This is a genomic window from Arthrobacter sp. P4_F10, from assembly GCF_056401435.1.
In genome coordinates this window covers 13,496-35,254 of the sequence record NZ_JBFUJJ010000007.1, presented here as the reverse complement: position 1 = coordinate 35,254, position 21,759 = coordinate 13,496, and the positions used below count along the sequence as shown (strand labels likewise).

17 protein-coding genes are annotated in these 21,759 nt (G+C 67.9%); 9 read left to right on the top strand and 8 right to left on the bottom strand.

Annotation, left to right across the window (positions count from 1 at the left end):
- Nucleotides 1-3 precede the first annotated feature (3 nt).
- The 9 genes from AC1DR1_RS10110 to AC1DR1_RS10070 all read left to right on the top strand — a co-directional run bounded on the left by AC1DR1_RS10110 (nucleotide 4) and on the right by AC1DR1_RS10070 (nucleotide 12,122).
- Nucleotides 4-576 (top strand): (2Fe-2S)-binding protein, encoded by a 573-nt coding sequence (locus AC1DR1_RS10110; RefSeq protein WP_229992128.1) that lies wholly within the window; start codon nucleotides 4-6, stop codon nucleotides 574-576.
- Nucleotides 573-2,966 carry an aerobic carbon-monoxide dehydrogenase large subunit gene (locus tag AC1DR1_RS10105; protein WP_229992129.1) on the top strand — a complete coding sequence of 798 codons (2,394 nt, stop codon included), beginning with the start codon at nucleotides 573-575 and terminating at the stop codon, nucleotides 2,964-2,966. Before AC1DR1_RS10110 ends, AC1DR1_RS10105 begins: the two co-directional genes overlap by 4 nt.
- Nucleotides 2,966-3,919 carry an XdhC family protein gene (locus AC1DR1_RS10100; protein WP_476966815.1) on the top strand — a complete coding sequence of 318 codons (954 nt, stop codon included), beginning with the start codon at nucleotides 2,966-2,968 and terminating at the stop codon, nucleotides 3,917-3,919. Before AC1DR1_RS10105 ends, AC1DR1_RS10100 begins: the two co-directional genes overlap by 1 nt.
- The gene (locus tag AC1DR1_RS10095; RefSeq protein WP_229992131.1) at nucleotides 3,903-4,634 is read left to right on the top strand and encodes a nucleotidyltransferase family protein; all 732 of its coding nucleotides are present in this window, start codon (nucleotides 3,903-3,905) and stop codon (nucleotides 4,632-4,634) included. The genes AC1DR1_RS10100 and AC1DR1_RS10095 overlap by 17 nt, the downstream gene beginning before the upstream one ends.
- Complete coding sequence (locus AC1DR1_RS10090; RefSeq protein ID WP_229992132.1) at nucleotides 4,631-5,554, top strand: AAA family ATPase; 924 nt, start codon at nucleotides 4,631-4,633, stop codon at nucleotides 5,552-5,554. Before AC1DR1_RS10095 ends, AC1DR1_RS10090 begins: the two co-directional genes overlap by 4 nt.
- On the top strand, nucleotides 5,547-6,833 hold the full coding sequence (locus tag AC1DR1_RS10085) for a vWA domain-containing protein (protein ID WP_229992133.1): 1,287 nt from the start codon (nucleotides 5,547-5,549) through the stop codon (nucleotides 6,831-6,833). The genes AC1DR1_RS10090 and AC1DR1_RS10085 overlap by 8 nt, the downstream gene beginning before the upstream one ends.
- Complete coding sequence (locus AC1DR1_RS10080; RefSeq protein WP_229992134.1) at nucleotides 6,823-7,536, top strand: SRPBCC family protein; 714 nt, start codon at nucleotides 6,823-6,825, stop codon at nucleotides 7,534-7,536. Before AC1DR1_RS10085 ends, AC1DR1_RS10080 begins: the two co-directional genes overlap by 11 nt.
- A gap of 9 nt (nucleotides 7,537-7,545) precedes the next feature.
- Complete coding sequence (locus AC1DR1_RS10075; protein WP_476992546.1) at nucleotides 7,546-8,673, top strand: XdhC family protein; 1,128 nt, start codon at nucleotides 7,546-7,548, stop codon at nucleotides 8,671-8,673.
- Nucleotides 8,674-9,062: 389 nt separating this feature from the next.
- On the top strand, nucleotides 9,063-12,122 hold the full coding sequence (locus tag AC1DR1_RS10070; RefSeq protein ID WP_229992136.1) for an AfsR/SARP family transcriptional regulator: 3,060 nt from the start codon (nucleotides 9,063-9,065) through the stop codon (nucleotides 12,120-12,122).
- On the opposite strand, the gene AC1DR1_RS10065 is transcribed toward AC1DR1_RS10070, so the two are convergent.
- The 8 genes from AC1DR1_RS10065 to AC1DR1_RS10030 form a co-directional block, all read right to left on the bottom strand.
- Nucleotides 12,046-12,576 (bottom strand): hypothetical protein, encoded by a 531-nt coding sequence (locus AC1DR1_RS10065; protein WP_364743780.1) that lies wholly within the window; start codon nucleotides 12,574-12,576, stop codon nucleotides 12,046-12,048. The two genes, AC1DR1_RS10070 and AC1DR1_RS10065, sit on opposite strands and share 77 nt — an antisense overlap.
- Before the next feature lie 667 nt (nucleotides 12,577-13,243).
- Complete coding sequence (locus tag AC1DR1_RS10060; protein ID WP_476992545.1) at nucleotides 13,244-13,813, bottom strand: phage tail protein I; 570 nt, start codon at nucleotides 13,811-13,813, stop codon at nucleotides 13,244-13,246.
- Nucleotide 13,814: 1 nt separating this feature from the next.
- The gene (locus AC1DR1_RS10055; RefSeq protein ID WP_229992139.1) at nucleotides 13,815-15,764 is read right to left on the bottom strand and encodes a putative baseplate assembly protein; all 1,950 of its coding nucleotides are present in this window, start codon (nucleotides 15,762-15,764) and stop codon (nucleotides 13,815-13,817) included.
- Nucleotides 15,764-16,177, bottom strand: coding sequence for a GPW/gp25 family protein (locus tag AC1DR1_RS10050; RefSeq protein ID WP_229992140.1), 414 nt, complete (start codon nucleotides 16,175-16,177; stop codon nucleotides 15,764-15,766). The genes AC1DR1_RS10055 and AC1DR1_RS10050 overlap by 1 nt, the downstream gene beginning before the upstream one ends.
- A gap of 47 nt (nucleotides 16,178-16,224) precedes the next feature.
- The gene (locus tag AC1DR1_RS10045; protein ID WP_229992141.1) at nucleotides 16,225-18,045 is read right to left on the bottom strand and encodes a VgrG-related protein; all 1,821 of its coding nucleotides are present in this window, start codon (nucleotides 18,043-18,045) and stop codon (nucleotides 16,225-16,227) included.
- On the bottom strand, nucleotides 18,032-18,877 hold the full coding sequence (locus AC1DR1_RS10040) for a CIS tube protein (protein ID WP_476992544.1): 846 nt from the start codon (nucleotides 18,875-18,877) through the stop codon (nucleotides 18,032-18,034). Before AC1DR1_RS10040 ends, AC1DR1_RS10045 begins: the two co-directional genes overlap by 14 nt.
- A 15-nt stretch (nucleotides 18,878-18,892) precedes the next feature.
- Nucleotides 18,893-19,327: a phage tail protein gene (locus AC1DR1_RS10035; protein ID WP_223986869.1), complete on the bottom strand. Its 435-nt coding sequence runs from the start codon at nucleotides 19,325-19,327 to the stop codon at nucleotides 18,893-18,895.
- 8 nt (nucleotides 19,328-19,335) lie between these two features.
- Nucleotides 19,336-19,491: a hypothetical protein gene (locus AC1DR1_RS10030; protein WP_229992143.1), complete on the bottom strand. Its 156-nt coding sequence runs from the start codon at nucleotides 19,489-19,491 to the stop codon at nucleotides 19,336-19,338.
- Nucleotides 19,492-21,759: the final 2,268 nt, after the last annotated feature.

Here is a 21,759-nt window from a genome sequence, read left to right as displayed (position 1 = left end):
CCGATGCAGATCAGCATGACCGTTAACGGCACCGACGTCACGAGCGAGATTGAACCCCGGGTGCTCCTGGTCCACTACATCCGCGAGGTCCTGGGCCTCACCGGTACGCACTGGGGATGCGACACGAGCAACTGCGGGACGTGTGTGGTCCTGATGGACGGTCAGCCCGTGAAGTCCTGCACCGTCCTGGCCGCCATGGCCGCGGGGCACGACATCCGCACCGTGGAGGGACTGGCCACCGGCGGCACCCTCGACCCCGTCCAGCAGGGCTTCATGGAGGAGCACGGGCTGCAGTGCGGCTTCTGCACCCCGGGGATGATGCTCACGGCCCGCGCGCTCCTTGATAAGAATCCGCACCCGGACGACGCCGAGATCCGGCGGGCCATTTCCGGGCAGATCTGCCGGTGCACGGGCTACGCAACGATCGTCCGCTCGGTGCAGTGGGCCGCCGCCCATCCTGCCGGCACTGGAGTGGAGGACGCAGCGGCCGCTGACGAAGTCCTGGACGGCACGGACACTGCCGTCCCGGATGTCGCCGCAGAGACAGCGAACACAGCCACGGAGGTGAAGGCATGACCGTCATCCATGACCGGCCGTCGAACCCGGCCGCCGGCGACGAGGACCGCCCGATCGGCTACGGCCGGATCCAGCGGAAGGAAGACCCGCGCTTCGTGCGCGGCAAGGGCCACTACCTGGATGACATCGTGCTGCCGGGTATGCTGCACGGGGCCATCCTGCGGGCTCCGGTGGCGCACGCCCGGCTCGTGTCCATCGACACCACCAATGCCCTGGCACACCCGAAAGTCGTTGCAGTCATCACCGGCAAGGACCTCCTGGGCCTGAATCTCGCATGGGCACCGACGCTCTCCGCGGATGTCCAGGCCGTGCTGGTGACCGACAAAGTCCGGTTCCAGGGCCAGGAAGTCGCGTTCGTCGTGGCAGAGGACCGCTACGCCGCCCGGGACGCCCTGGAGCTGATCGACGTCGAATACGATGTGCTGCCGCCGCTGGTGGACGCCCGCAAGGCGCTCGACCCGGACGCGCCGGTGATCCGCGACGAGATCGAGGGCCGGACAGACAATCGGATCTTCGACTGGGAGATGGGCGACAAAGCCGAAACCGATGCGGTGTTCGCCTCCGCCGATGTGGTGGTCAGCCAGGAGGTGGTGTACCCGCGCGTCCACCCCGCGCCGATGGAGACGTGCGGTGCCGTCGCCGACTTCGACGCCGTCAACGGCAAGCTGACGCTCTACGAGACCACGCAGGCCCCGCACGCGCACCGGACCTTGTTCGCGATCGTCGCCGGCATCCCCGAACACAAGATCAGGATTGTCTCCCCCGATATCGGCGGCGGCTTCGGCAACAAGGTCGGGATCTACCCCGGCTATATCCTCGCCGTCGTCGGCTCGATCGTCTCCGGCCGCCCGGTCAAATGGGTGGAGGACCGTTCGGAGAACCTGATGTCGACCTCGTTCGCCCGGGACTACATCATGCAGGGCGAAATCGCGGCGACCAAGGACGGCAAGATCCTGGCCCTGCGCACCCACGTGCTGGCCGACCACGGCGCGTTCAACGCCACCGCCCAGCCCACCAAGAACCCGGCCGGATTCTTCTCCATCTTCACCGGCAGCTACGACCTGATGGCTGCCCACTGCTCCGTCACTGGCGTCTACACCAACAAGGCGCCCGGCGGCGTCGCCTACGCTTGCTCGTTCCGCGTCACCGAGGCCGTCTATCTGGTGGAGCGGATGGTGGACATCCTGGCCCGCAAGCTGAACATGGACCCCGCCGAGCTGCGGCTCAAGAACTTCATCAAGCCGGAGCAGTTCCCCTATGCTAACAAGACCGGCTGGGTCTACGACTCGGGCAACTACGAGGCTGCCATGCGGCTCTCGATGCAGCTCGCCGGGTACGAGGACCTCCGCCGCGAACAGGCCGAAAAACGCGAGCGCGGCGAACTCATGGGCATCGGGGTGTCCTTCTTTACGGAAGTCGTGGGAGCCGGCCCCCGGAAGCACTTCGACATCGTGGGCCTCGGCATGGCCGACGGCGCCGAGCTGCGCGTGCACCCCACCGGCAAGGCCGTGGTGCGCATCTCGGTGCAGAGCCAGGGCCAGGGCCACGAGACCACGTTCGCCCAGATCGTGGCCGAGGAACTCGGCATCCCGCCGGAGGACATCGAGGTGGTGCACGGGGACACGGACCAGACCCCGTTCGGATTGGGCACGTACGGCAGCCGTTCGACGCCGGTCAGCGGCGGCGCCGTGGCCCTCGTCGCCCGGAAGGTGCGCGAGAAGGCGAAACTGATCGCCGGGGCCATGCTCGAGACCCGCCCCGAGGACCTCGAGTGGGAAAAGGGACGCTGGTTCGTCAAGGGCGACCCGAGCGTCGGCAAGACCATCGCCGAGATCGCCATGGGCGCCCACGGCACCGTTGCCTTGCCCGAGGGAGTGGACGGGAACCTCGACGCCGAGGTCACCTACGACCCGCCGAACCTCACCTTTCCGTTCGGCGCCTACATCTGCGTCGTGGACATCGACCCCGGCACGGGGCAGGTCAAGGTGCGGCGGTTCATCGCGGTGGATGACTGCGGCACCAGGATCAACCCGATGATCATCGAAGGCCAGGTGCACGGCGGACTGACGGACGGTGTCGGCATGGCCCTGATGGAGATCATCGAGTTCGACGAGGCCGGCAACTGCCTCGCCGGGTCCTTCATGGACTACCTGATCCCCACGGCCATGGAGGTGCCGGACTGGGAAACCGGGTTCACCGTCACCCCGTCCCCGCACCACCCGATCGGGGCGAAGGGCATCGGCGAGTCCGCCACAGTCGGCTCCCCGCCGGCGATCGTCAACGCCGTCGTCGACGCCTTGGCGCCGTTCGGCGTCACCCATGTGGACATGCCCTGCACCCCGGCCCGCGTCTGGGCCGCCATGCAGGGCCGGGCCAGGCCGCCGATCTGATGGCCGGCTCCGCAGGATCCCTGGCTGCCAGGGCCGATGAACTCGCCAGCCGCCGCGAGCCGTTCGTCCACGCCACGGTGGTCCGCGCCCAGCGTCCCACGAGCGCCCACGCCGGGGACACGGCCCTGGTGCTGCCTACCGGAGAGATCCAGGGCTTTGTGGGCGGGAACTGTGTGGAGGCATCGGTGCGCGAGTACAGCCTGCAGGTTCTGGCCTCCCAGGAACCGCTCCTGTTGCGGGTGCTGCCCGGGGAACCGTCCCGCACCGCGGAGGAAGGCGCCGTCGAGGTCTCCAACCCCTGCCTCAGCGGCGGGGCGATCGAGATCTTCCTCCAGCCGCGGATTCCGGCGCCCCGGGTCCTGGTGGTGGGCACGACGCCGGTGGCGCAGGCCCTGGCGACGCTCGGCTCCGGCGTCGGCCTCGAAGTCGAACTCACGGATGGCGAATCCGCCGATCCCCGCCGCGATGATGCGGCATTGATCGTCGCCTCCCACGGAAGAGCCGAGGAGGGTGCGCTGGAGGCGGCCCTGCGCGCGGATGTCCCTTACGTGGCCCTCGTGGCCAGCGAAACCCGCGGCGCCGCCGTCCTGGAATCCCTCGACGTCGACGACGCCCTGCGGCGGCGGGTTTTCACGCCGGCCGGGCTGCAGCTCGGCGCCCGGACCCCCGGGGAGATCGCGCTTTCAATCCTGGCCCAGCTGGTCGGGGAACGGTCCAAGGCGCGGCGCGCTGCCCCGCCCCTCGCGGCGGCCGCTGCGGCCGCGCCCACAGGCATGGAGGCGCCCACGGAGTCAGGGCCGACGAGCGCGGTCGACCCGGTGTGCGGCATGTCCGTCCCAGCCCTCGAGTCGTCGCTGCACCTGGTACACAACGGGATGACCGTCTACTTCTGCTCGCCCGGCTGCCGGGCCGCCTTCCGCAAAGATCCGGAGCGCTATGCCCTCACGACCTGAACCGCCGCTGACAGCCGGGTGCCCCGGACGCCGGTCCGCGGGAATCATCCTGGCCGCGGGTGCCTCCCGGCGCCTGGGCCGGCCCAAACAGCTGCTGCCCTACGGCAGCGGAGTCCTGCTCGATGCCGTCCTGGAAACTGCCCGGGACTGTTCCTTCAGCCAGACGGTGCTGGCCCTGGGCGGCGCGGCGGCCGAGATAGAGCGAACCGTCGACACCAGCGGCTGCGATGTGGTGCTCAACCCGGACTTCGGCGAAGGGTGCGCGTCCTCCATCGCCTCCGCGCTCGCGGCCCTGCATCCGGACACTGACGCCGTGGTCCTGCTGCTCGGTGATCAGCCCGGTGTCCGGGCCGCGAGCGTCCGGGCCGTGCTCGGCGCCCTCGAGCAGACGGGTTCCGCCGCCCCTTCCGCCGCCGCCGCCAGTCCTGGCTCTGCCGGTGCTGGCCGTGCCGGTGCTGGCCGTGCCGGTGCCGGTGCCGGTTCGCCCGGCATCGCGGTGTGCCGCTACGACGACGGCGTGGGCCACCCGCTGGCGTTTGCCCGGCGCCTGCTGCCGGACCTGGCTGCCCTGCACGGGGACAAGGCAGTCTGGAAGCTCCTCGAACAGCGCACGGACGACGTCATCGAGGTCCGCACGCCCGGTCCCGTCCCGCTGGACGTGGACACCGAGGAAGACTACAGGCGCGTCCTTGACAGCCTGCAGGGGGCCGTATGACGACGGCGGCGCGGGCCGGCGCGGAGGAGGACGTGCGGCGCCGGGTCCCGGATGTGGCGTCGCTGATGGCCGCGCTGGACCGCACCAACTACCTGGCCGACGTCGGACTCGCAACGGCCCTGTTCCTGGCCGTCCGCCTGCCGCAGCCCATCCTGCTCGAAGGCGAGGCGGGAGTCGGGAAAACGGAGGCCGCGAAGGCGTTGGCCGAACTCCTCGACACGCCGCTGTACCGGCTGCAATGCTACGAGGGGATCGACGCCGGCGAGGCCCTGTACGAATGGAACCATCAACGCCAGCTCCTCGGCATCCGGCTGGCCGAAGTCCGCGACACCGAGGTCACGGAAACGGACCTCTTCGCCCCCCAGTACCTTTTGCGGCGGCCGCTGCTGCAGGCGCTGGAACATCCCGGCCCGCGGCCCGCCGTGCTGCTTCTGGACGAGATCGACCGCGCCGACGCCGAATTCGAGGCCTTCACGTTTGAACTGCTGGCGGAATCCGCCGTCACCATCCCGGAGCTCGGCACAATCCGCGCCACCCATCCCCCCATCGTGATCCTCACTTCCAACCGGACGCGGGACCTTCATGACGCCTTGACCCGCCGCTGCCTGTACCACTGGATCGACTACCCCGGACCGGCCCGGATCGCCGAGATCGTGCGCCGCCGGGTTCCCGCCAGCAGCGGCCCGTTGGCGCTCCAGGCAGCGGCCGTCATAACCCGGCTGCGGATGCTGGACCTCGCCAAACCCCCGGGGATATCCGAGGCAATCGACTGGGTCTCGGCCCTGGCCGTGCTCGGCGTGGAACGGATCGACCCCGGAATCACCGAGCAAACGTGGGGCTCAATCGTCAAGAACCGCGATGACCTTGAACTCGTCGGCTCCCGCGGCGCGGCCTGGCTTGTGGACGGCACCGATGGCTGAGGACAACAACCCCACCCCCGCACCGCCGCCACGGGTCGAGGCAGCAGCCTTGTCCGCCGCGTTCGTTACGGCAATCCGGAGGGCCGGTCTTGCCACGTCGCCGGACCGGGCGGCACGGCTGGCCGAGGCGCTCCACCTGATCCCACCGACCCAGCTTGAGCAGCTCTACTGGACCTGCCGCGTGGTGCTCGTATCCGCGCGCGAACAGGTGCCCCTGTTTGATGCCGTCTTCGCAGCCGTGTTCCGCCCGAATGCCGGCACCGCACAACCGGGCCGGGCGGCCCGCCCGGCAGTGCCGGCACCGCCCGCAGCGGAGCCGCGGACCAGGCCCGCGACAGCAGGCACCCGGGAGGCGGGCACGGCCGCCGGCAAGGACCAGGATCCGCGCGTGGCCTCCCCCGGCCGGGACAGCTCCGCGGAGGACCGCCGCGCCGACAGGGAGGCCGTCCTTGCCATGGTTTCCGCGGACGAACACCTCCATGAGACCTCCTTTGCCGAGCTTTCTGCCGATGAAGTACACGAGGTGCGGCGGCTGGCCGCGGCGCTGCAGCTGGCGACACCGCCGCGCCTGAGCCGCCGCACGCGCACGTCGGCACACAGCACAGCGAGCCTGGACGTCCGGGCGACAGTGCGTGCTGCCCGTCGCTCCGGTACAGACGCTCCACTGTTGCTCTATGCCCGCCGCCGTGAGCAGCGCCGCAAACTGGTGCTGCTGTGCGATGTTTCCGGATCGATGGAACCGTACGCCCGCGTCTTTGTATCCCTGCTGCAGGGTGCTGTGACCGGGGCCGGGGCCGAAGCTTTTGTCTTCTCCACGAGGCTGACCAGGCTTACGCGGCAACTGGCCCTGCGCGATCCGGACCAGGCCCTGGCCCGCGCCGCCGTCTCCGCGCCCGACTGGGCCAGCGGAACCCGGATCGCCGAGTGCCTCCGGCGTTTCGTCGACGAGCACGGCCGCCGCGGACTGGCGCGCGGCGCCGTGGTGGTGGTGTTTTCGGACGGCTGGGCCTACGAGGATCCGGAACAGGTCGCGGCGCAGATGGCCCGCCTGCGCCGGCTTGCCCACAGGATCATCTGGGTAAATCCGCGCAAGGCGGCGCCCCAGTACCAGCCCCTCGTCGGCGGGATGGCAGCAGCTCTGCCCTACTGCGACGCATTCGTCAGCGGCCACAGCTACCGGGCTTTGGCAGAGCTGGCGGCCGCAATTCGGGGTAACGGCCCGCAACCAGGCCACCGGCACGGACAAGCGAAAGGCAAGGAACCAGCTCATGCAAATTAACAGCACGTTCTCGGTGGTCGCACCGATAAGCCAGGTGTGGGACACACTGATGGACTTTGAAAGGGTGGCCGGTTGCCTTCCCGGGGCCAAGATCCTGAACAAGCTCTCGGATGAGGCGTATCAGGTGGGCATGACGGTAAAGCTCGGCCCGGTGACGATGCAATACAAGGGCCTGCTGAACGTCATTGAAAGAAACGCCTCGGAACGCCGCGCCGTCCTTGGCGGCAAAGCCCAGGAGACCCGCGGACAGGGCACCGCCGAGGCCACCGTCACCCTCACGCTGGCCGAAGACGGCTCGGCCACACGGGGGTCCGTCAGCGCAGATCTCGCGCTGTCCGGCAAGGCCGCGGCCATGGGCAAAGGCGTAATCGGGAGCGTCACTGAGCAGATGATGACCCTCTTCGCGAACAACCTGCAGGCCATGCTCGCAGAGGGCCTACCGCCGGTCCCCGAAGCACCCGCGGAGCCGGTCCCGGCGTCGGCCGCACCCGAGCCTGCCCCGGCCGCTGTCCCGGTACCAGTCCCGGCGTCGGCCGCGCCGGGCGGCAGCCTGGATGCGCTGAGCCTGGCCAGGGGAATGGCGGCGGAGCAGCTGTCCAGCCCGGTGAAAGTCCTCGGCGTTGTCGCGGTCGTGGCGTGCGTCGCCTACTGGGCCGGCCGGCGTTCAGCGTTCCGGCTGCTCCGGCTCTGCGGCAGGCTCTGAGGAGCGGCGATGCGCGATGTCCTGGCGGCCATGTTGCCCGACTGGCGAAGGGGTGCCACAGCAGGCTTGGCCACCGTCGTGAGCACTTTCAAATCGGCGCCACGGCTCCCCGGGGCCGCCATGCTGGTGACGGCCGACGGCCAGGCCGTGGGCTCCGTCTCCGGCGGCTGCGTGGAGGGTGCCGTGTACGAACTGGCCACCCAGGTCAAGGACGACGGCGAGCCGGCCCTGGTGCGCTACGGGATCAGCGACGACGACGCCTACGCCGTGGGCCTGACCTGCGGTGGCATCATCGACATTTTTGTTGAACCTGTCTCCCAGCGCCGCTTTGCCGAGCTCGACGCCRTCGCGCAGGACATTACCGCCGGGCGCCGCGTGGGGGTCGCCACGGTCATCGAACACCCGGATGCCGACCGCGTGGGGCGGCACCTCATCGTCAGGCCGGGGGGATGGGAAGGCGACTTGGGCTCTGACCGGACCAACCGCGCCGTCGGCGACGACACCCAGGGCCTTCTCGCCGCCGGCCGGACGGGTATCTTGAACTACGGCGTTGACGGCGAGCGGCTCGACACCGGCATGCGCGTCTTCTTCGCCAGCTACGCGCCGCCGCCACGCATGGTCGTCTTCGGCGCCATTGACTTCGCCGCGGCGCTGGCCCGGCTGGGCGCTTTCCTGGGGTACCGGGTAACCGTCTGTGATGCGCGGTCCGTTTTCGCCACGCCAGCGAGGTTCCCCGACGCCGCCGAGGTGGTCAACGCGTGGCCACACCGGTATTTGAGCGACCAGTTCGCCCAAGGACTGCTGGATTCCCGGGCCGTGCTGTGCGTCCTGACCCACGATCCGAAGTTCGATATCCCTGTCCTGGTGGTGGCCCTGCGCGGCAGCCCCGTCGCGTTTATCGGCGCTATGGGATCCAGGCGCACGCACGAGGACAGGATGGCACGGCTGCGCGAGACAGGACTGAGCGAGGCAGAATTGTCCAGGCTCCACAGTCCCGTGGGCCTTGATCTCGGCGCCCGCACGCCGGAGGAAACGGCCGTGTCCATCGCTGCAGAGTTCATCGCCCGGCAGTGGAGCGGCAGCGGGGAGCCTTTGCGGGAACTCGGCGAACGGATCCATCACGACGAGCAGTTGTGAGCGTGCCGCCATGAACAGCCGGCCATGATTGCGGACGACGCCCTGCGCTGAACGATGGCTGCGCTGCTGCTGGCGGCAACGCTGTACACGGCGTTCCGTGCCATTCGACAGTCGCCACCGGCCACCCGGGTGGGTTTGGCCTCCACGTCGCGATGATGACGGCTATGACGCTATGCTCGCCCCCCGGATTCCAGTGGCTGCGGCCCTCGCTGCGTAATTAGAAGAACCCGCAGATTCACTCATGCACGTCGACCCCCGGGACTCGTCAGCAGCCCGGATGGACTGTCGATTTGTCGGGGAAAGCCGCCGGATGCTCGATTCGATGGACGCATGAGCCCTAGACTATAAGACACGCTGGGACGCAATCCTTCCGGGGGAAGCAGGACGGTATGGCAGCCACACAGCATGGATATTGCCTGAAGGGCCCGGACGTCAAAGGCCTTCTGCGCCCCCGCCTGATCCCGTGCATTGAGGGCGCCACAAGCGCACGGCTTGGACTCGTGATCGCTCCTCCCGGAACGGGCAAAACGACTCTCCTGGCGCAATGGGCGGCGCATCGCTCCTCCACGGTGGCATGGTTCCGGCCGAGTCCGCGTGACGCGAAGCCGGGCCGGATGCTCACCCGATTCGCCGCCGCGCTCGCCATGGCTGCAGACGAGGAATCCCCCCGGTCCTTCGCCGAGTTGGAGCTCTTGGCCGGCCGGCTTGAAAAGCCGCTCGTCTTCGTCGTCGATGACCTGCATGCGCTGGCGCATACTTCCGCGGAGTCGGAACTTGAGCGGCTACTCGCACTGAACTCACCACAGGTTCATTTCCTCGTGGGCAGCCGCCGCCCGCCACCGTTCAATCTGGCCAGGTCCGAGCTCCCCGCTGCCGTGACGGTTTCCGGTGATGACTTGCGCTTTCGCGCCAATGAAGTGGACCAACTTTTCCGGAATATGTACAAACAGCCCCTGAGTTCGGCGGGGACGCTGAACCTGGTGCAGAGGACCGATGGCTGGGCCGCTGCGTTGCACCTCTTTCACCTGGCAACCAAGAACCGTTCCGAAGTCGAACGAAGGCGAGCGGCCGAGTCCCTCGGCCCGGCGCCGCAGTACGTCACGAGCTACCTGACACACCATTTCCTTGCCGGGGTGTCGGAGGACATGGAACTGCTGCTTCGCCAGACTTGCCTGTTCGACGTACTCACTCCGTCCCGCTGCGACGCGCTCCTTGAACGCCGTGACAGCCGGCAACTGCTGCGGCGCCTGGAGCAGCTCGGTGTCATCTCGAGCGAGGACGGCGGTGCAAAGGTGCGGGCCCCCGAGGTGCTTCGTCAATACTTCGTTGCAGCGTTGATCGAGTCAGAGCACAGCTTGCCGCAAAGTACGCGTGAGCGCACAGCGAAAATCCTGGAACAGGAGGGCGACGTCGGCGCGGCACTGCGGGTGCTGGCAGAAGGCCAGGACTGGGCCAAGGTGGGGAGCCTTCTGCACAGGGCGCGAAGCACCGCTGTACAGCCTGGCACTTGCGAATGGGCAGCCCTGGTTCCACGGCCTGCCGTGCGAGATGATGCCGCGTTTGCGGTGGCCACGTCACGGCGGCTCGTCGACGACGGCTGCATGGCGGCCGCCTACAGAACCGCCGCGCAGGTCCCTGCGTTGACCAGCGTTCCCGAGTGGCTTGCGCTGGCCCGGAAGCTTCAGCTGATGGCCGCATCGTGGGCCGGAGGCGCGCCCACCACGGGCCCCGGCCCGGCGCGCGGCTTGCGGGACGCGACTCGAGGGAATCCTGGCGGCGTGGCCCGATCGATGGGCGACGCCCGCCGGCCCCAGGAATTTCTTGCCAAGGGGCTGGCCTGCCTTCTGGCCGGTGATCAATGCTCTGCCCTTCCACCGCTGCGGCGGTGTGCCGGACTGCTCGACGACGAACCGGTGGCCGCACTTGCTGCCCAGCTTGCGCTGGCAGTTTTTGGGCCGGAATCCACTGATGCGGACCTTAGCGGCCCTGCCGCCGAGCTGGACGCCGTCCAGCGGCAGGCCCAACGCCGCGGTTTCACCTGGCTTGCCCGCGTCGCGCAGGGTGTCCAAGCCGGTCTGCCGGGATCCTCAAGTTCTCAGGACGCCGTCCGGTCGATCATTGACAGCTGTGAGCAGAGGGGTGACGAGTGGGGTGCGGCATTGGTGGCCGCTTCTGCAGCCCTGATGCAGTGGCGGGCGGGACGCCCGGATACCCGGGCGTTCGACGCGCTGGCCGGGCGTTTCCGAGGTCTCGATGCTGGGGCCCTGGAAGCCTGGGCGCAGTCGGCGCAGGCCCTCGTTAGTGCCACGATGGATCTGCCGGGAGCCGCCGAGGAGTCGCGTTCCGCGGAGGCATTTGCCCGGGCGGCGGGTGTTCCCGGCGCGCTGGCGGTCGCTTACGCGGCCGTGGCGGCGCAGTGGCCGGAGCACTACGACGAACTGATGAATGTGGCACGCGAGACCGGCAGGTCGGCCGGATTGGTGTGCCGCCCGTGGACGTGGATGTTGCCTGCGCCGCCGGCGCTCGCGGCGCGGTTCGCCCTGCCCAATCCGGGGCCGGCGGCCGGCCGTGCGGAACTCGCGGACCGGGACGTCGGCGTTCCTGCAGTTGAGGTAGCGGACTGCTCAGCCCTGCCGGCCCTGCAGATAGGTTGTTTCGGCGGATTTGCGCTCCTCAGTGACGGAGTTGGCGTGAACTTGTCCAGGGTGCGGCCCCAGGCACGGACGGTGCTCCGGATTCTTTCTCTGAACGCCGGCCGCCCGGTTCACCGCGAACGGCTTGCGGGCATCCTGTGGGCAGACTTGGACACTGCCGCGGCACAGCATGCGTTACAGGTGAGTGTGTCCAGTTTGCGGGGTGCACTCCAGCCTGAGGGACAAGCCGAGGCCCAGCACCTCCTCATTCGGCAGGGCGAGGCCTACGCCTTGGTGCTCGGTAAAGGATCGGTGTTCGACCTCGCGGACTTCGACCGGACAATCCATGATGCATCGCTGGCACGGTCAGCGGGAGACAACGCTGCCGCCGCTGAAGGGCTCCGCCGTGCCGTCCAGCTGTACACCGGTGAGGTGCTCCCGGAAGATGGCCCCGCGGAGTGGGTGAGCGCCACCCGCGAACGGTACCGCCTGCGGGCCGCCGAGGCTGCGGCGTCGCTGGCGGGCTTGGAGCTCCATCTGGGCAACCCGGCCGATGCCGCCGCGGCCGCCACCCGGAGTGTTGAAATCGATCCGTGGCGGGACGAATCATGGCGGACCCTGGTCGAGACCTTCCGGCGCCTCGGGGATCCGGCTGCGGCGGAACGCGCGCAACGGCGATACGACCTCATTTTGAATTCTCTGGGCGTGCCGGCGGAATCTGCACGTACCAGCACAGAAGTCACCGCCGGCCGAAGAACTGGACTTCCTCGACGGACACGGGTCCGTCCGTCGGACCTGCCGAATCCAGGATCCTAAGCATCACGGTCGAGGTCTGGTCCGCCCCAAAGTAAAAGTTCTTGGGACCTGACTCGCAGCCGCTGAGGTCAACAGTGAGGGACGCTCGAGCTCCATCGCCGCGAACGGCGACGATCTCGGCCTTGACCGGCTTCTGTTCCTTGCCGGGGTCCTGATCCACACCGGACGCAGCACAGAAAATGACTACGTACGTCAAGCGAAACGGGGGGCCGAAACCGGCCTTGAGGTAGTCGACGCCGGCCTGCGCGGGGCCCCTCGACGCCCACGAGCGTTCAGAGCCGTCGAAGGCCAGGTCCGCACCGCGTCCCGGTTTGGAGCTCGACGCATCTTTATCCTGGACAGTAATTTTTTCCTCCGAGATTTCGTCCACCACGCGCGTCATGGCTGCGGCAATCACGCCCCGGCCAAGGTAGGCGACGCCGCAAAATAGTCCCAACACCGTGAGGAGGGACACGGCACCCACGGGGAAGCGGCGCTGTATCCGCCATCTGGGCCGGGTTCCTGCTGGCAGCGCGGGAGGCTTCGTGCGGCCCAGGATCTGCTGCCACCACGGCGGAAGGGGCGGTGCAGGCGCTGTTTCCTCGAGACCGGCCCCGCATTGTCGGCAGAAGTGCACGTCCGGCTTGTTGCCCGCCCCGCACCGGCGGCAGATGAGGCCGCCCGGAAACTGCGGAGGTTCGTCGTGCGGTGCCTGTGGTGTGGCCTTGTATGGAGCGTGGTCTCCCTCCTTTCCGGGTTGGCGCTCTTGCAGTCCGGCGCCATGTGTCGCGGCATCCCCTGTCGCCGTGCCGCCGATGCTCTCGGGAGCACCCACACGGGCGTTGCCCGCCACGTGCGCCCCCGACTTCGCTCCGCCGGACGGGACGGAGTTCCGCAGGTCCCTGGACGCAGTAACCGGTGATGCAGCGTGCCGGGTGTCCGACGGTCCGGGAACTATCGGAAGCTGTGCCGTCGTCACGTCTGGATCCAGGTTTGTGCTCGAGCCTGTCGGCATCGGGCGTGGTTCCTCCGCCTCGGCGGGCGTCCGCTGCCAGACAAGGTAGGCTCCGCAATTGCTGCAGAATCGCTCGCCGTCATTGTTGCGGGCGCTGCAGTCTCCACAGATCAGCACCGCGGGCTCCTCAGGAATCGTCAGCGTAGGGGGCAACTGYGGGCACTATCTCCAGGGTATGGGGAACATGCGCCGGTTTCACGGCATTGACAATGCCCTCCAGTCGCCGGATATTCACGTCCTCCCGGGCAGCAGCGTAGACCCGTATGTGCAGCATCGCGGCGGGCCTGCCCGGCAATTCCGTGCCCGGCGTCGAGGACCAGGTGGTGCCACCGCTGTCTTCAACTTCGACGTCCACCACACCTCCGACGGCGAGCCTGACAGCGTCGGCGACCCCCGGGACGGTGCCTCGGCGGCGGTGGATCGCTGCGGCGTGCGCCACAACGTCGCGGCGCCGTGCCGTGGACCATGACTCGTCCAGGCGTACGCCCACCCAGTCGGCCAGCCAATTCAGGAAGTCTTCAGGGGCCAAGCTGGGATTGAGGTAGGAGTCGAGGCCGTCCAGCGTCGTGAATACCGGGGCCAGGGCGTCGTCGAAGGCGAGCAGGAACCGTTGGAGGAAGGCGTCTTCCTGCAGCACGGCCGGCAGCCCGGCGGCCAGCGGCACCGCGCTGGGCAGACCCTCTACCATGCCCCGCATCTCAGACCCCTTCCGTCACCCGAACACGATGGTCAAAGGAGAACACCAACGCATTCCGTTCCAGTTCAACGCGTTGCTGTGGCTCACCACGCTGGCCCGTGATGGGGTCGGCCGCGAACACCAGCACTTCGTCGACGATTTCGGTTCCGGCCAGCCGTTGAAGCACCGCATGGACTTCGCCTGCCTGCACGGGACGGCCGAACGGCCATCCTTCTCCGTCCGGACCGCCCCGGATTGGATCAAAATACTCGTAGAGCGCCCGGAGCGCGTTGCGCTTCAGCGCCTCGCGCGACACTCTGGGCCGCGTTGTGAGTTGGGCGACGACGGTCACCCCACGGTAGTAGGGCGGTTCTACCACGACCCTTGTGCCCACCGGACGGCGTGCGTCCAGATACGATGCGACCACAGAGAGCGTCTCTTCGTCCGGCACCAAATCCTCGAATGTCAGCCTCTGATCTTTGTCCGGGACAGCCGCCGGAACCACCAGCACCCTGACTCCGCCAGCCTCGTCAGGACCGTTGGCCGGGATGCACCGGACCCTGGCAATGTCCGGGGCGGCGCGCTTCGCCAGTTGCTCGTAGTCTTCGGCTGTGATGGCCCGGTCGCGGGTCCGCAATGCAAGGGCCCCACGGAGCTTGGCCTGTTCGATGGTTTCCGGAGCCACTCCGCCGTGGGCGGCACGGCGGTTCTCGACGCTGTTGACAAAGGGAATGCTGGACCGAAGCACTGACAGTGCCCGGGCAGCAACGTTACCCGTGGGTCCCCCGCCCGTGCGGTACAGCGGAACCCTTACGGGGCTACCGGCAGGCGGGACGGCACCGTAATGGCGCAGCGAGCCGTCGGGCTCGCGCACAGCAGGGGGGAAATGGACGAGGCCGGCCGTGCGGTCGAAGGCAACGACCCGGTCCTCAGGACCGCATCCTGCGAACGAGTCCACCTCGGTCCAGGTATCCCAGCCGGAACCGGAGGCGATCTCCACCACGAACGGCTCGCCGCCGGGAACTACGGGGTGACGCCCCAATTCAAACGACTGTCCCGGAACACCTTCGGACATCCCGATAACCTCACCGGCAATCGTCTCTGCATGGACGCCCGGAACAGACCCGCCGATAGTGAAAGCGTTCACGAAACGCACAGTGGGGGAAGCGCTGTAGGGCGGGTAGCCGTCCTTCGGGTCCACCACGCGGCATCGCAGCCAGCCCGCTCGGACTCCCCCCATCAGTGAGGCCGTGTGCGTGTGTGGCACATGGATGATCACGTCGCCGGGCCGGTTGAGCCCGCCGGTCCCGTCGCTGTCCAGCTCGCATGATGCCCAGTCGGCGCCATCCCAGGCCTCCCAGACAAGCGGCGGGTTGCGGGGGTTTACGCCCACACCCCGGACCTCGCACGCGAACCGCAGGGCCACCGCACAGGAAGGCGCCTGATCGTTCAAGCCGAGTAGCAGCACGTCCCCCGGCAGCGGTGGCGTACCGAAGCAGGCGAAGTCCCCGTCCCCGTGCAAAGCCTCGGAATGGGGCACAGGAACTCCCCCGCGGCCCTGCGTCATGACGTGGCCCAGCCGTCTGGGCGGCACGGTCAGGTCCCTTGTCGTCGTGAAGACCACCGCCTCGTCCTCTTCGGTGCGCCGGGTCGACACCTCTGTTCCCTGCGGAATGACGACAGTGTCCGGCTGCGGTGCTGACAACCACATCAGGAGCTCAACGGAGGCGGCGGTCGGCGGATGCAGCGTGACACCGAGCAGTTCCAGAAATGCGATGTAGAGGCGGTCAGGTACGCGGTTGAGCCGGTAGAAGAGTTGATCCACCATAAACGCGAATGTTTCGATCAGGGTGACGCCGGGATCGGAGACATTGTGGTCGGTCCACTCCGGACAATACTGCGCGACCATGCGTTTGGCGTCATCCACAAGGTCCTGGAACCGGCGGTCATCAAGGTTGGGTGACGGGAGCATTAGGAAGCAGCCTCCTGACCGGTGCGCGGAATGACGTAGAAGGGAAAGACAAGGTTCCGGGGGTCGTTGGTTCCCCGGACGGTGTACTGCACATCGATCAGCAGCACTCCGTCGTCGGCCCCGTCAAAATGGACCAGCACCTTCTCGACGTCGATCCTGGGTTCCCAGCGGTCCAGCGCCACCCGGATCGCGTAGGCGATGTCGCCGGCTGTTGCCGCGTCTGCCGGTGCAAAAACATAATCATGGATCGCGCAGCCGAATTCCGGGCGCATCGGCCGCTCGCCCGGAGAGGTCGCCAGGATGAGGTGGATGCTCTCCTCGATCTCGCGCTGGTCATGAACGAGCGCGATGCTGCCGGTCCGGTCGGTGCGCAGCGGGAAGGCCCAGCCGGCACCAATGAATTCCTGTCCCACCTTGCTGCCTCCTATTCCCCCAGCGGACTTGTCTGTTGCGTTGGGGTTCAGTTGATGCGGACCAGGCCGCCCTTGACCGTGGTCGTGGCACCGCCGGACAGCTCGGCCGTCGCGTCGCCAGCCACCTTGACGCTCGGGGCCTTCACTTCGGCCGACCCGCTGCCCGTGATCTTCACCGACGCTCCCTTCAGGTCCAGGCCCGAAGTCGCTTCCACGGTCACGTTCTTGCCCTTGATGACCACATCTCCCGTGGACGTAGTGACCGAGACATCCTTCCTGGCCGTGATGGTCACGGGGCCCTCGGACAGGATTTGGATCCCAGCGTCAGGTTTCTGCACGAGCGAGACCTTTTGCTTGCCGCCGTTGGTGCTCACGGTGAGCTGTTCGCCGTCGGGCGATTCCAGGAACTCCACCAGCATCCCCGTGCGGGAGACAAATGCGCGCCGTTGGACGGCGCCGTCAGTGGAACCCACATGGTCCGCCCAAGGTTTGTCCGGCTTGTCCTTGCCATTGAACAGGCCACCCAGGACAAACGGCTGCTGGAAGCTCCCGTGGCCGAAGGCAACAAGGACCTCGTCGCCGACCTCAGGGAGGACGACGGCGCCGCGCGAGGCGCCGGCCCCCGCCTGGACGGTGCGCGCCCACCAACTCTCGTAGGTGTCGGAGAGGACCGGAAACTTCACCTTGACCCGGCCTTGGTTCTCCGGGTCCTTCGCGGCGGTCACCACGGCGTTGACGACGCCGGGAACTGCAGCCCTGCCGTTCCCACCGGCCGCGACTCCGTAGAGGGAACGCTCGGACTCATGGCTCACGGCGAACGTCGTGAGGTATCCGGTGTCGGGGCTGAAATCGTGCCGGGAGGAGCTCAGCGTGTAGCTCCCGTCGAAGGGCTTCCCGGCCCCATTCAGGGTGACTGCAGCACCGGCCCGCAGCTGGGGGTTTCCGCGGGCCACACCTTCCAGTTCAGCGAACGCGCCGCTCAGTCGGGAGGCGAGGGCCGCTGCGGTGGCGTCGCACTGTGCCGCCTGCTCGAACGCTGTAGCCGGAGCCACGTACCGCGGGCTATCGAACTTCTTGGCGAGGGCAACCGGGGTCACCTCGGGGAGCTTGGCGCTGCGGGTCGTTGCCGGGGCGACGGAAACGATGGCCCGTTTCGCAGCAACGTCCCAGCCCCTGACCTCCACATCGGGGACCTGGTCGGCGGAGGTGACCGTGCCCCGCAGGGACACAAGGTTCACTCCCCGTTGGAGCACCAGGGGCTCGTTCCTCGCCCCGCCGGCATCCGGCGGGGCTGTTGCCGCATCCGTCGACGCGGTGAAGTGCATCGCGCCGCCGGACACGGAAAGGACCACACCAGACTCGACGGCCAGCCTGTGCAGGAAGTCCCAGTCGCTGATGCCGTCCTGTGCCACATGCTGCAGCACGGGGCCTTTGGCGTCGATCGTGCCCGCCTTGATTCCGGCGCGCTGGGCCACCTTGCGGACGATGTCCGCGGCGGTGCTCTGCAGGTAGGCCTCAACGCGGCGTCCCCGGAACAGCCGGTGGGAATGGTCCAGGCCTCGGACGATTGTGTACAGGCCGTCGTGGTCCATTTCCGTTTCGAGGGCAGTGACCTCACCGGAGAGCAGGGGCACCGGGCCTCCGGGGCCGCTTTGTTGGACGAGCAGCTTGACRGGCGCCCCGATGCTGATCCCTGCCTTGTCCAGCACTGTGGAGTACTCATCACTGAAGCGGAGCAGGAACAGGTCCGGAACGTTACTGCTGTCGTCGACGTAGCCCGAAACCAGACGTGCGGCAATATCCGGGGGAAGCGGCTGCCCGGCGACTTCCACCAGCAGCATGTTGCTGAATTCTTCACCGTGCGCCACGGATCACCTCCCGTCCCTCGGCCGGGCCATCCCGCAGTGCCACGGACGGCAGCTCATTCACGGCGGGCAGCAGCACAGAGGTGCCGGACCGCAGCCGCATCGGATCATCAATGCGGTTGGCTGCCGCAACCGCCCGCCATAGAGATGCGTTTCCGTATTCGTTGTAGGCGATGCCGGCGAGAGTCTCACCCTCAATCAGGACATGCACTCGTCGCGGCACCAGGCCGCCGGACGTCGGGTTCTGCTTTGGCGGATCACCCGCTATCTCTTCAAGCGCCACGGTGCAAGTGGCGCGCACGGGAACCCCTGCAGCCGTGAAGAGGGTGTATTTGACTTGCACGCTGGCGATATAGGACAGCGACCCCGTCAGCTGCCCCCAGCGGAACAGCACCCACGGCGGTGACCCCTTGTTCTGCTTCAGGGACGCCGGGGTGGGAGTGCAGCAGGAAAACAACTTTTCCACCCGCTTGACCACGGCGTCGTCCTGCTTCGCGGACGCGTCAAAAAACATCTCCAAGGAGAGCTTGGAGGGCATCGGCCCGTTGTACTGCGGCGGCCCCGCTTTCTTGTTGCCCTTGGCGGTCTGCCGGGTCCAGGAGGCCGCCTTGCCCAGCGTCAGCTCATTCGGGTTGAACTGAAATTCAATCCTCCCCAGCTGGGGTCCGGCCTTGTCCAGCGAGCCGTCCTTTGACGGTTCGAACAGTTCCAGGTACGCGTGGGAGAGCTTTAGTGCCGCCTCTCCGCCGGCGCCTGCAGGGCCGCCTGCGCTGGCAACGGCTGCAGGAGCGGCAGCGGTACTTGGCGCCCTGCCCGCTACCGCACTCGTGGTCATGTCTGGCTCCTTCGGCTAGCGCGTCTTTGAAACAAAGCCATGGTGGGCGATCTCCAGCGTCTCCATGACGACCTTCGGCTGGTCCGGGTTCAGCGACGGGCCCTTCCACCGCACGGGGACGACGTCGTAAAGCTCCCAGCCGGCGATCTTCCGGCCATTGCCGGTCATCGCCTCGATGATTCCCGTGCACCGGGTGTAGCCGGAGGCCATGTCCGCGAACCATTTGGCAATCTTTTCGGTGTCCCGTCCGAGCGGCCGGCTCAATGTGATGTTGGGATATTTGAGCCGCGTGGGCAATTGCCAGATGAAGGAGTTGTTTCCGCCTTCCTCCCGGGACTCGATCACTACCTCACAGCCCAGTCCTTCGCACGTGGTGAACGTTCCGAGATCCAGATTGTCCAGTGCCACGGTGTAGCGGACGCTGACCGCCGTATCCACATCCTCCAACATGATCTTCCTCAGTTCGTGTCTGTCCGCAGACCGCGGCGCTCGCGGTCCAGCAGCATTTCGGCCTTGATGCGCCGGATCAGCGGTCCGGCAAGCCGCTTGGCGAGATCCTCAAGCTGTTCAGGCGTCGCCCCGGCCGGGATGCCCGACGCCGTTGCTCCCCTCACTGCCGGTCCTTGCTCCGCCGATCCGGCCGGACCGGCGTCCGTGCCGCCCTGGACCGCTACGCCGCCATCGGCCTCCCCCGGCCCGCTGGCGGCCCGTGCCGGAACGACCGGCGCAGCCGCCGCAGAATCACTCCCCGGGAGCCCGGTCTCCCGCTGAACGGCTTCACCGCCCTCGTCCCGCTGCGGCGACGGAGAGGCGAGACTCAGGATTGCATCTTGTGGCCTGTCCGATCCGGATTCGAAGGCCGCGTGGGCTCCCGGGCCCGTCGGGATCGCCGTGAACGATGTGTTCGAAAAATATCCCAATGTCGCCGTACGTTCCGGCGTCGAACCGACGGTTCCGGGAACCGGGCCCGCGGAGGCGCTCAAGCGTTGCAGGCGGGCCGGCTGTTCTCCGCCATGTGGTGGCGTAGGCGGGACGGTGAGCACTTGCGTCGGAGGCGCCGACCCGGCCGGGAAGCCGGTTGCTGCCGCGTCCAATGGGCGCGTTCCCTCTGCTGAATATCGCTCCACTGAAATCGTCCGCTGAATGACTCTTCCGACGGCGGCGCTCAGTCCGGGTGGGGCGTCCGGTTCTGCGCCGGGGGCAGCATCGGCCAGAAAGCCAGATTCCGTCCGGGGGCCGGAGTCCCCCTCGATGCCGAGGCCATTGTCGGATTCAGATGGCATGTCGGCCGTTGGAGCGAATGCCGTTGCCGCGGCGGCGACACCCTGTTGGCCCTCATCGGGCCAGGCAGTGTTCGCCGGTGAGTGTGCTGGCCTAGTTGCCGCTGGCAGCGTCAAGGCCCGAGCCTGGGCGCGCGGCGCGGGCGCCGCTACGGGCAGGGCAGTCAGCCGTTGCCAGGTATCCGTGGCCGGTCCCGGGCCGGCAGCGGGGACAATCCGTAGGACAACCGGTCCGACTGAGGTGGGGATTGCCCGGGTCTGCAGCTCGGCTGCCGGCTTGGCGGTGCGCTGGATCCCGAGGGAGCCATGCGGAGAGGATGACGGGTCAGTTGTCGGTTTCACGGCTCCGGTTTGGCCGCTGGCTCGTGGCTCGTCGGAGGACCATTCCGCGCTCTGACCCTGGACCGGAGCAAGGGCGGCGGCGGGGGCGGCCAGTTCCTCCGCGGTCAGTTCCTCCGCGTGCGGGGCCGTTTCGGCTGAGGAATCGTCCGAGAGACTGCGTTGAACTGAGGGGCTGCCGGCTGGCATGGCCTGTTGGCCCGTGGCAGGACCAAGTACAAGTGGAAGCGGGGCGGCTGCGGGCCGCTCATCGACCCGCGGTATGTCGGGATGAATTGTCAGGGCGGGCTCGGGAGGCCCGTTCACAGGCCGGGCTGCTTCACGCACCGCGGAGGAGGACACCGCTGGGGAAGACAGAGCCGGGAAAGACACCGCGCCGAAAGTCTCCAGGGAATCCGAACCGTGACCGGCGTCAGTGACATTGGACAGGAGGTCGACGGCGTGCCCGGAACGGGAGACGACCGGCATGCTTGCCGGGTTTCCTTCAGTGGTGCGGGGTGCCGGATCATTCGCACCGGGATGACTGTCCCCTGCCCGGTCAATTGCTCCGGCAGACCCAGTGGCCGAGAGCGGCGGCGCGGACCCGTCGTCCGGAGCCGGGGCATCGTCCGCCGGCGGGGAGACAGTCGCTGTTGTTGTCCCGGCGTCAGCCCACGGGGCTGGCTCGCCAATCCCGGGGTCCGGCGCCCCGGTGGAATCGAGGCTCGGCGGATCTGAAGGTACTGCGGACGTGGTCGCGGGTCCGGGGGCCGTTCCTCCTCCATTACCCGGAAGGGTCGCGTCAACGGCGTCAGGAGCACTGGCGCCCCGAATGCTGGCGTCAGCCGCCGGTGGAACCACGGGCGCACCAGCGGTTTCGGGGGTTGACGTCCGCTGGACCGGCAAGGGGAAGGAACCGGGACGAGAATCGGGGAAGACATCGGGAGCGGTCCCGGGGCAAAACTCCGGTGTCGCGGCCAGCTCCGAAAACGACAGTGGCATGCCGAGCCCCAGCCTTGGCGGGTGAGGCGCTTGCCGGAATGACGGCGAAGAGTCCGCCGGGGTCGAAGCCCGCTGCACAGCCGGTGCCGACGGCAGTGGAACGTACGTCGCACTTCCGTCAGAGGTGCTGCCGTCGGTGGACCTGGTGCGGGACGGGCCGGAGGGCTCCCCGCGCGAAACCGGTGCGGACACCGATGGGCCCGGGGATGAACCCGGAGACTGCAGTGGCGCCGCATCGACATGCAGCACAGGAAAGGCGTCCGGTGCCGCCGCGGTAAGGGA

Bases quoted from the DNA above. Each gene is read 5' to 3' on its own strand.
- AC1DR1_RS10110 (WP_229992128.1), top strand. From the start codon at position 4: ATGCAGATCAGCATGACCGTTAACGGCACCGACGTCACGAGCGAGATT.
- AC1DR1_RS10105 (WP_229992129.1), top strand. From the start codon at position 573: ATGACCGTCATCCATGACCGGCCGTCGAACCCGGCCGCCGGCGACGAG.
- AC1DR1_RS10100 (WP_476966815.1), top strand. From the start codon at position 2,966: ATGGCCGGCTCCGCAGGATCCCTGGCTGCCAGGGCCGATGAACTCGCC.
- AC1DR1_RS10095 (WP_229992131.1), top strand. From the start codon at position 3,903: ATGCCCTCACGACCTGAACCGCCGCTGACAGCCGGGTGCCCCGGACGC.
- AC1DR1_RS10090 (WP_229992132.1), top strand. From the start codon at position 4,631: ATGACGACGGCGGCGCGGGCCGGCGCGGAGGAGGACGTGCGGCGCCGG.
- AC1DR1_RS10085 (WP_229992133.1), top strand. From the start codon at position 5,547: ATGGCTGAGGACAACAACCCCACCCCCGCACCGCCGCCACGGGTCGAG.
- AC1DR1_RS10080 (WP_229992134.1), top strand. From the start codon at position 6,823: ATGCAAATTAACAGCACGTTCTCGGTGGTCGCACCGATAAGCCAGGTG.
- AC1DR1_RS10070 (WP_229992136.1), top strand. From the start codon at position 9,063: ATGGCAGCCACACAGCATGGATATTGCCTGAAGGGCCCGGACGTCAAA.
- AC1DR1_RS10055 (WP_229992139.1), bottom strand. From the start codon at position 15,764: ATGCTCCCGTCACCCAACCTTGATGACCGCCGGTTCCAGGACCTTGTG.
- AC1DR1_RS10040 (WP_476992544.1), bottom strand. From the start codon at position 18,877: ATGACCACGAGTGCGGTAGCGGGCAGGGCGCCAAGTACCGCTGCCGCT.
- AC1DR1_RS10035 (WP_223986869.1), bottom strand. From the start codon at position 19,327: ATGTTGGAGGATGTGGATACGGCGGTCAGCGTCCGCTACACCGTGGCA.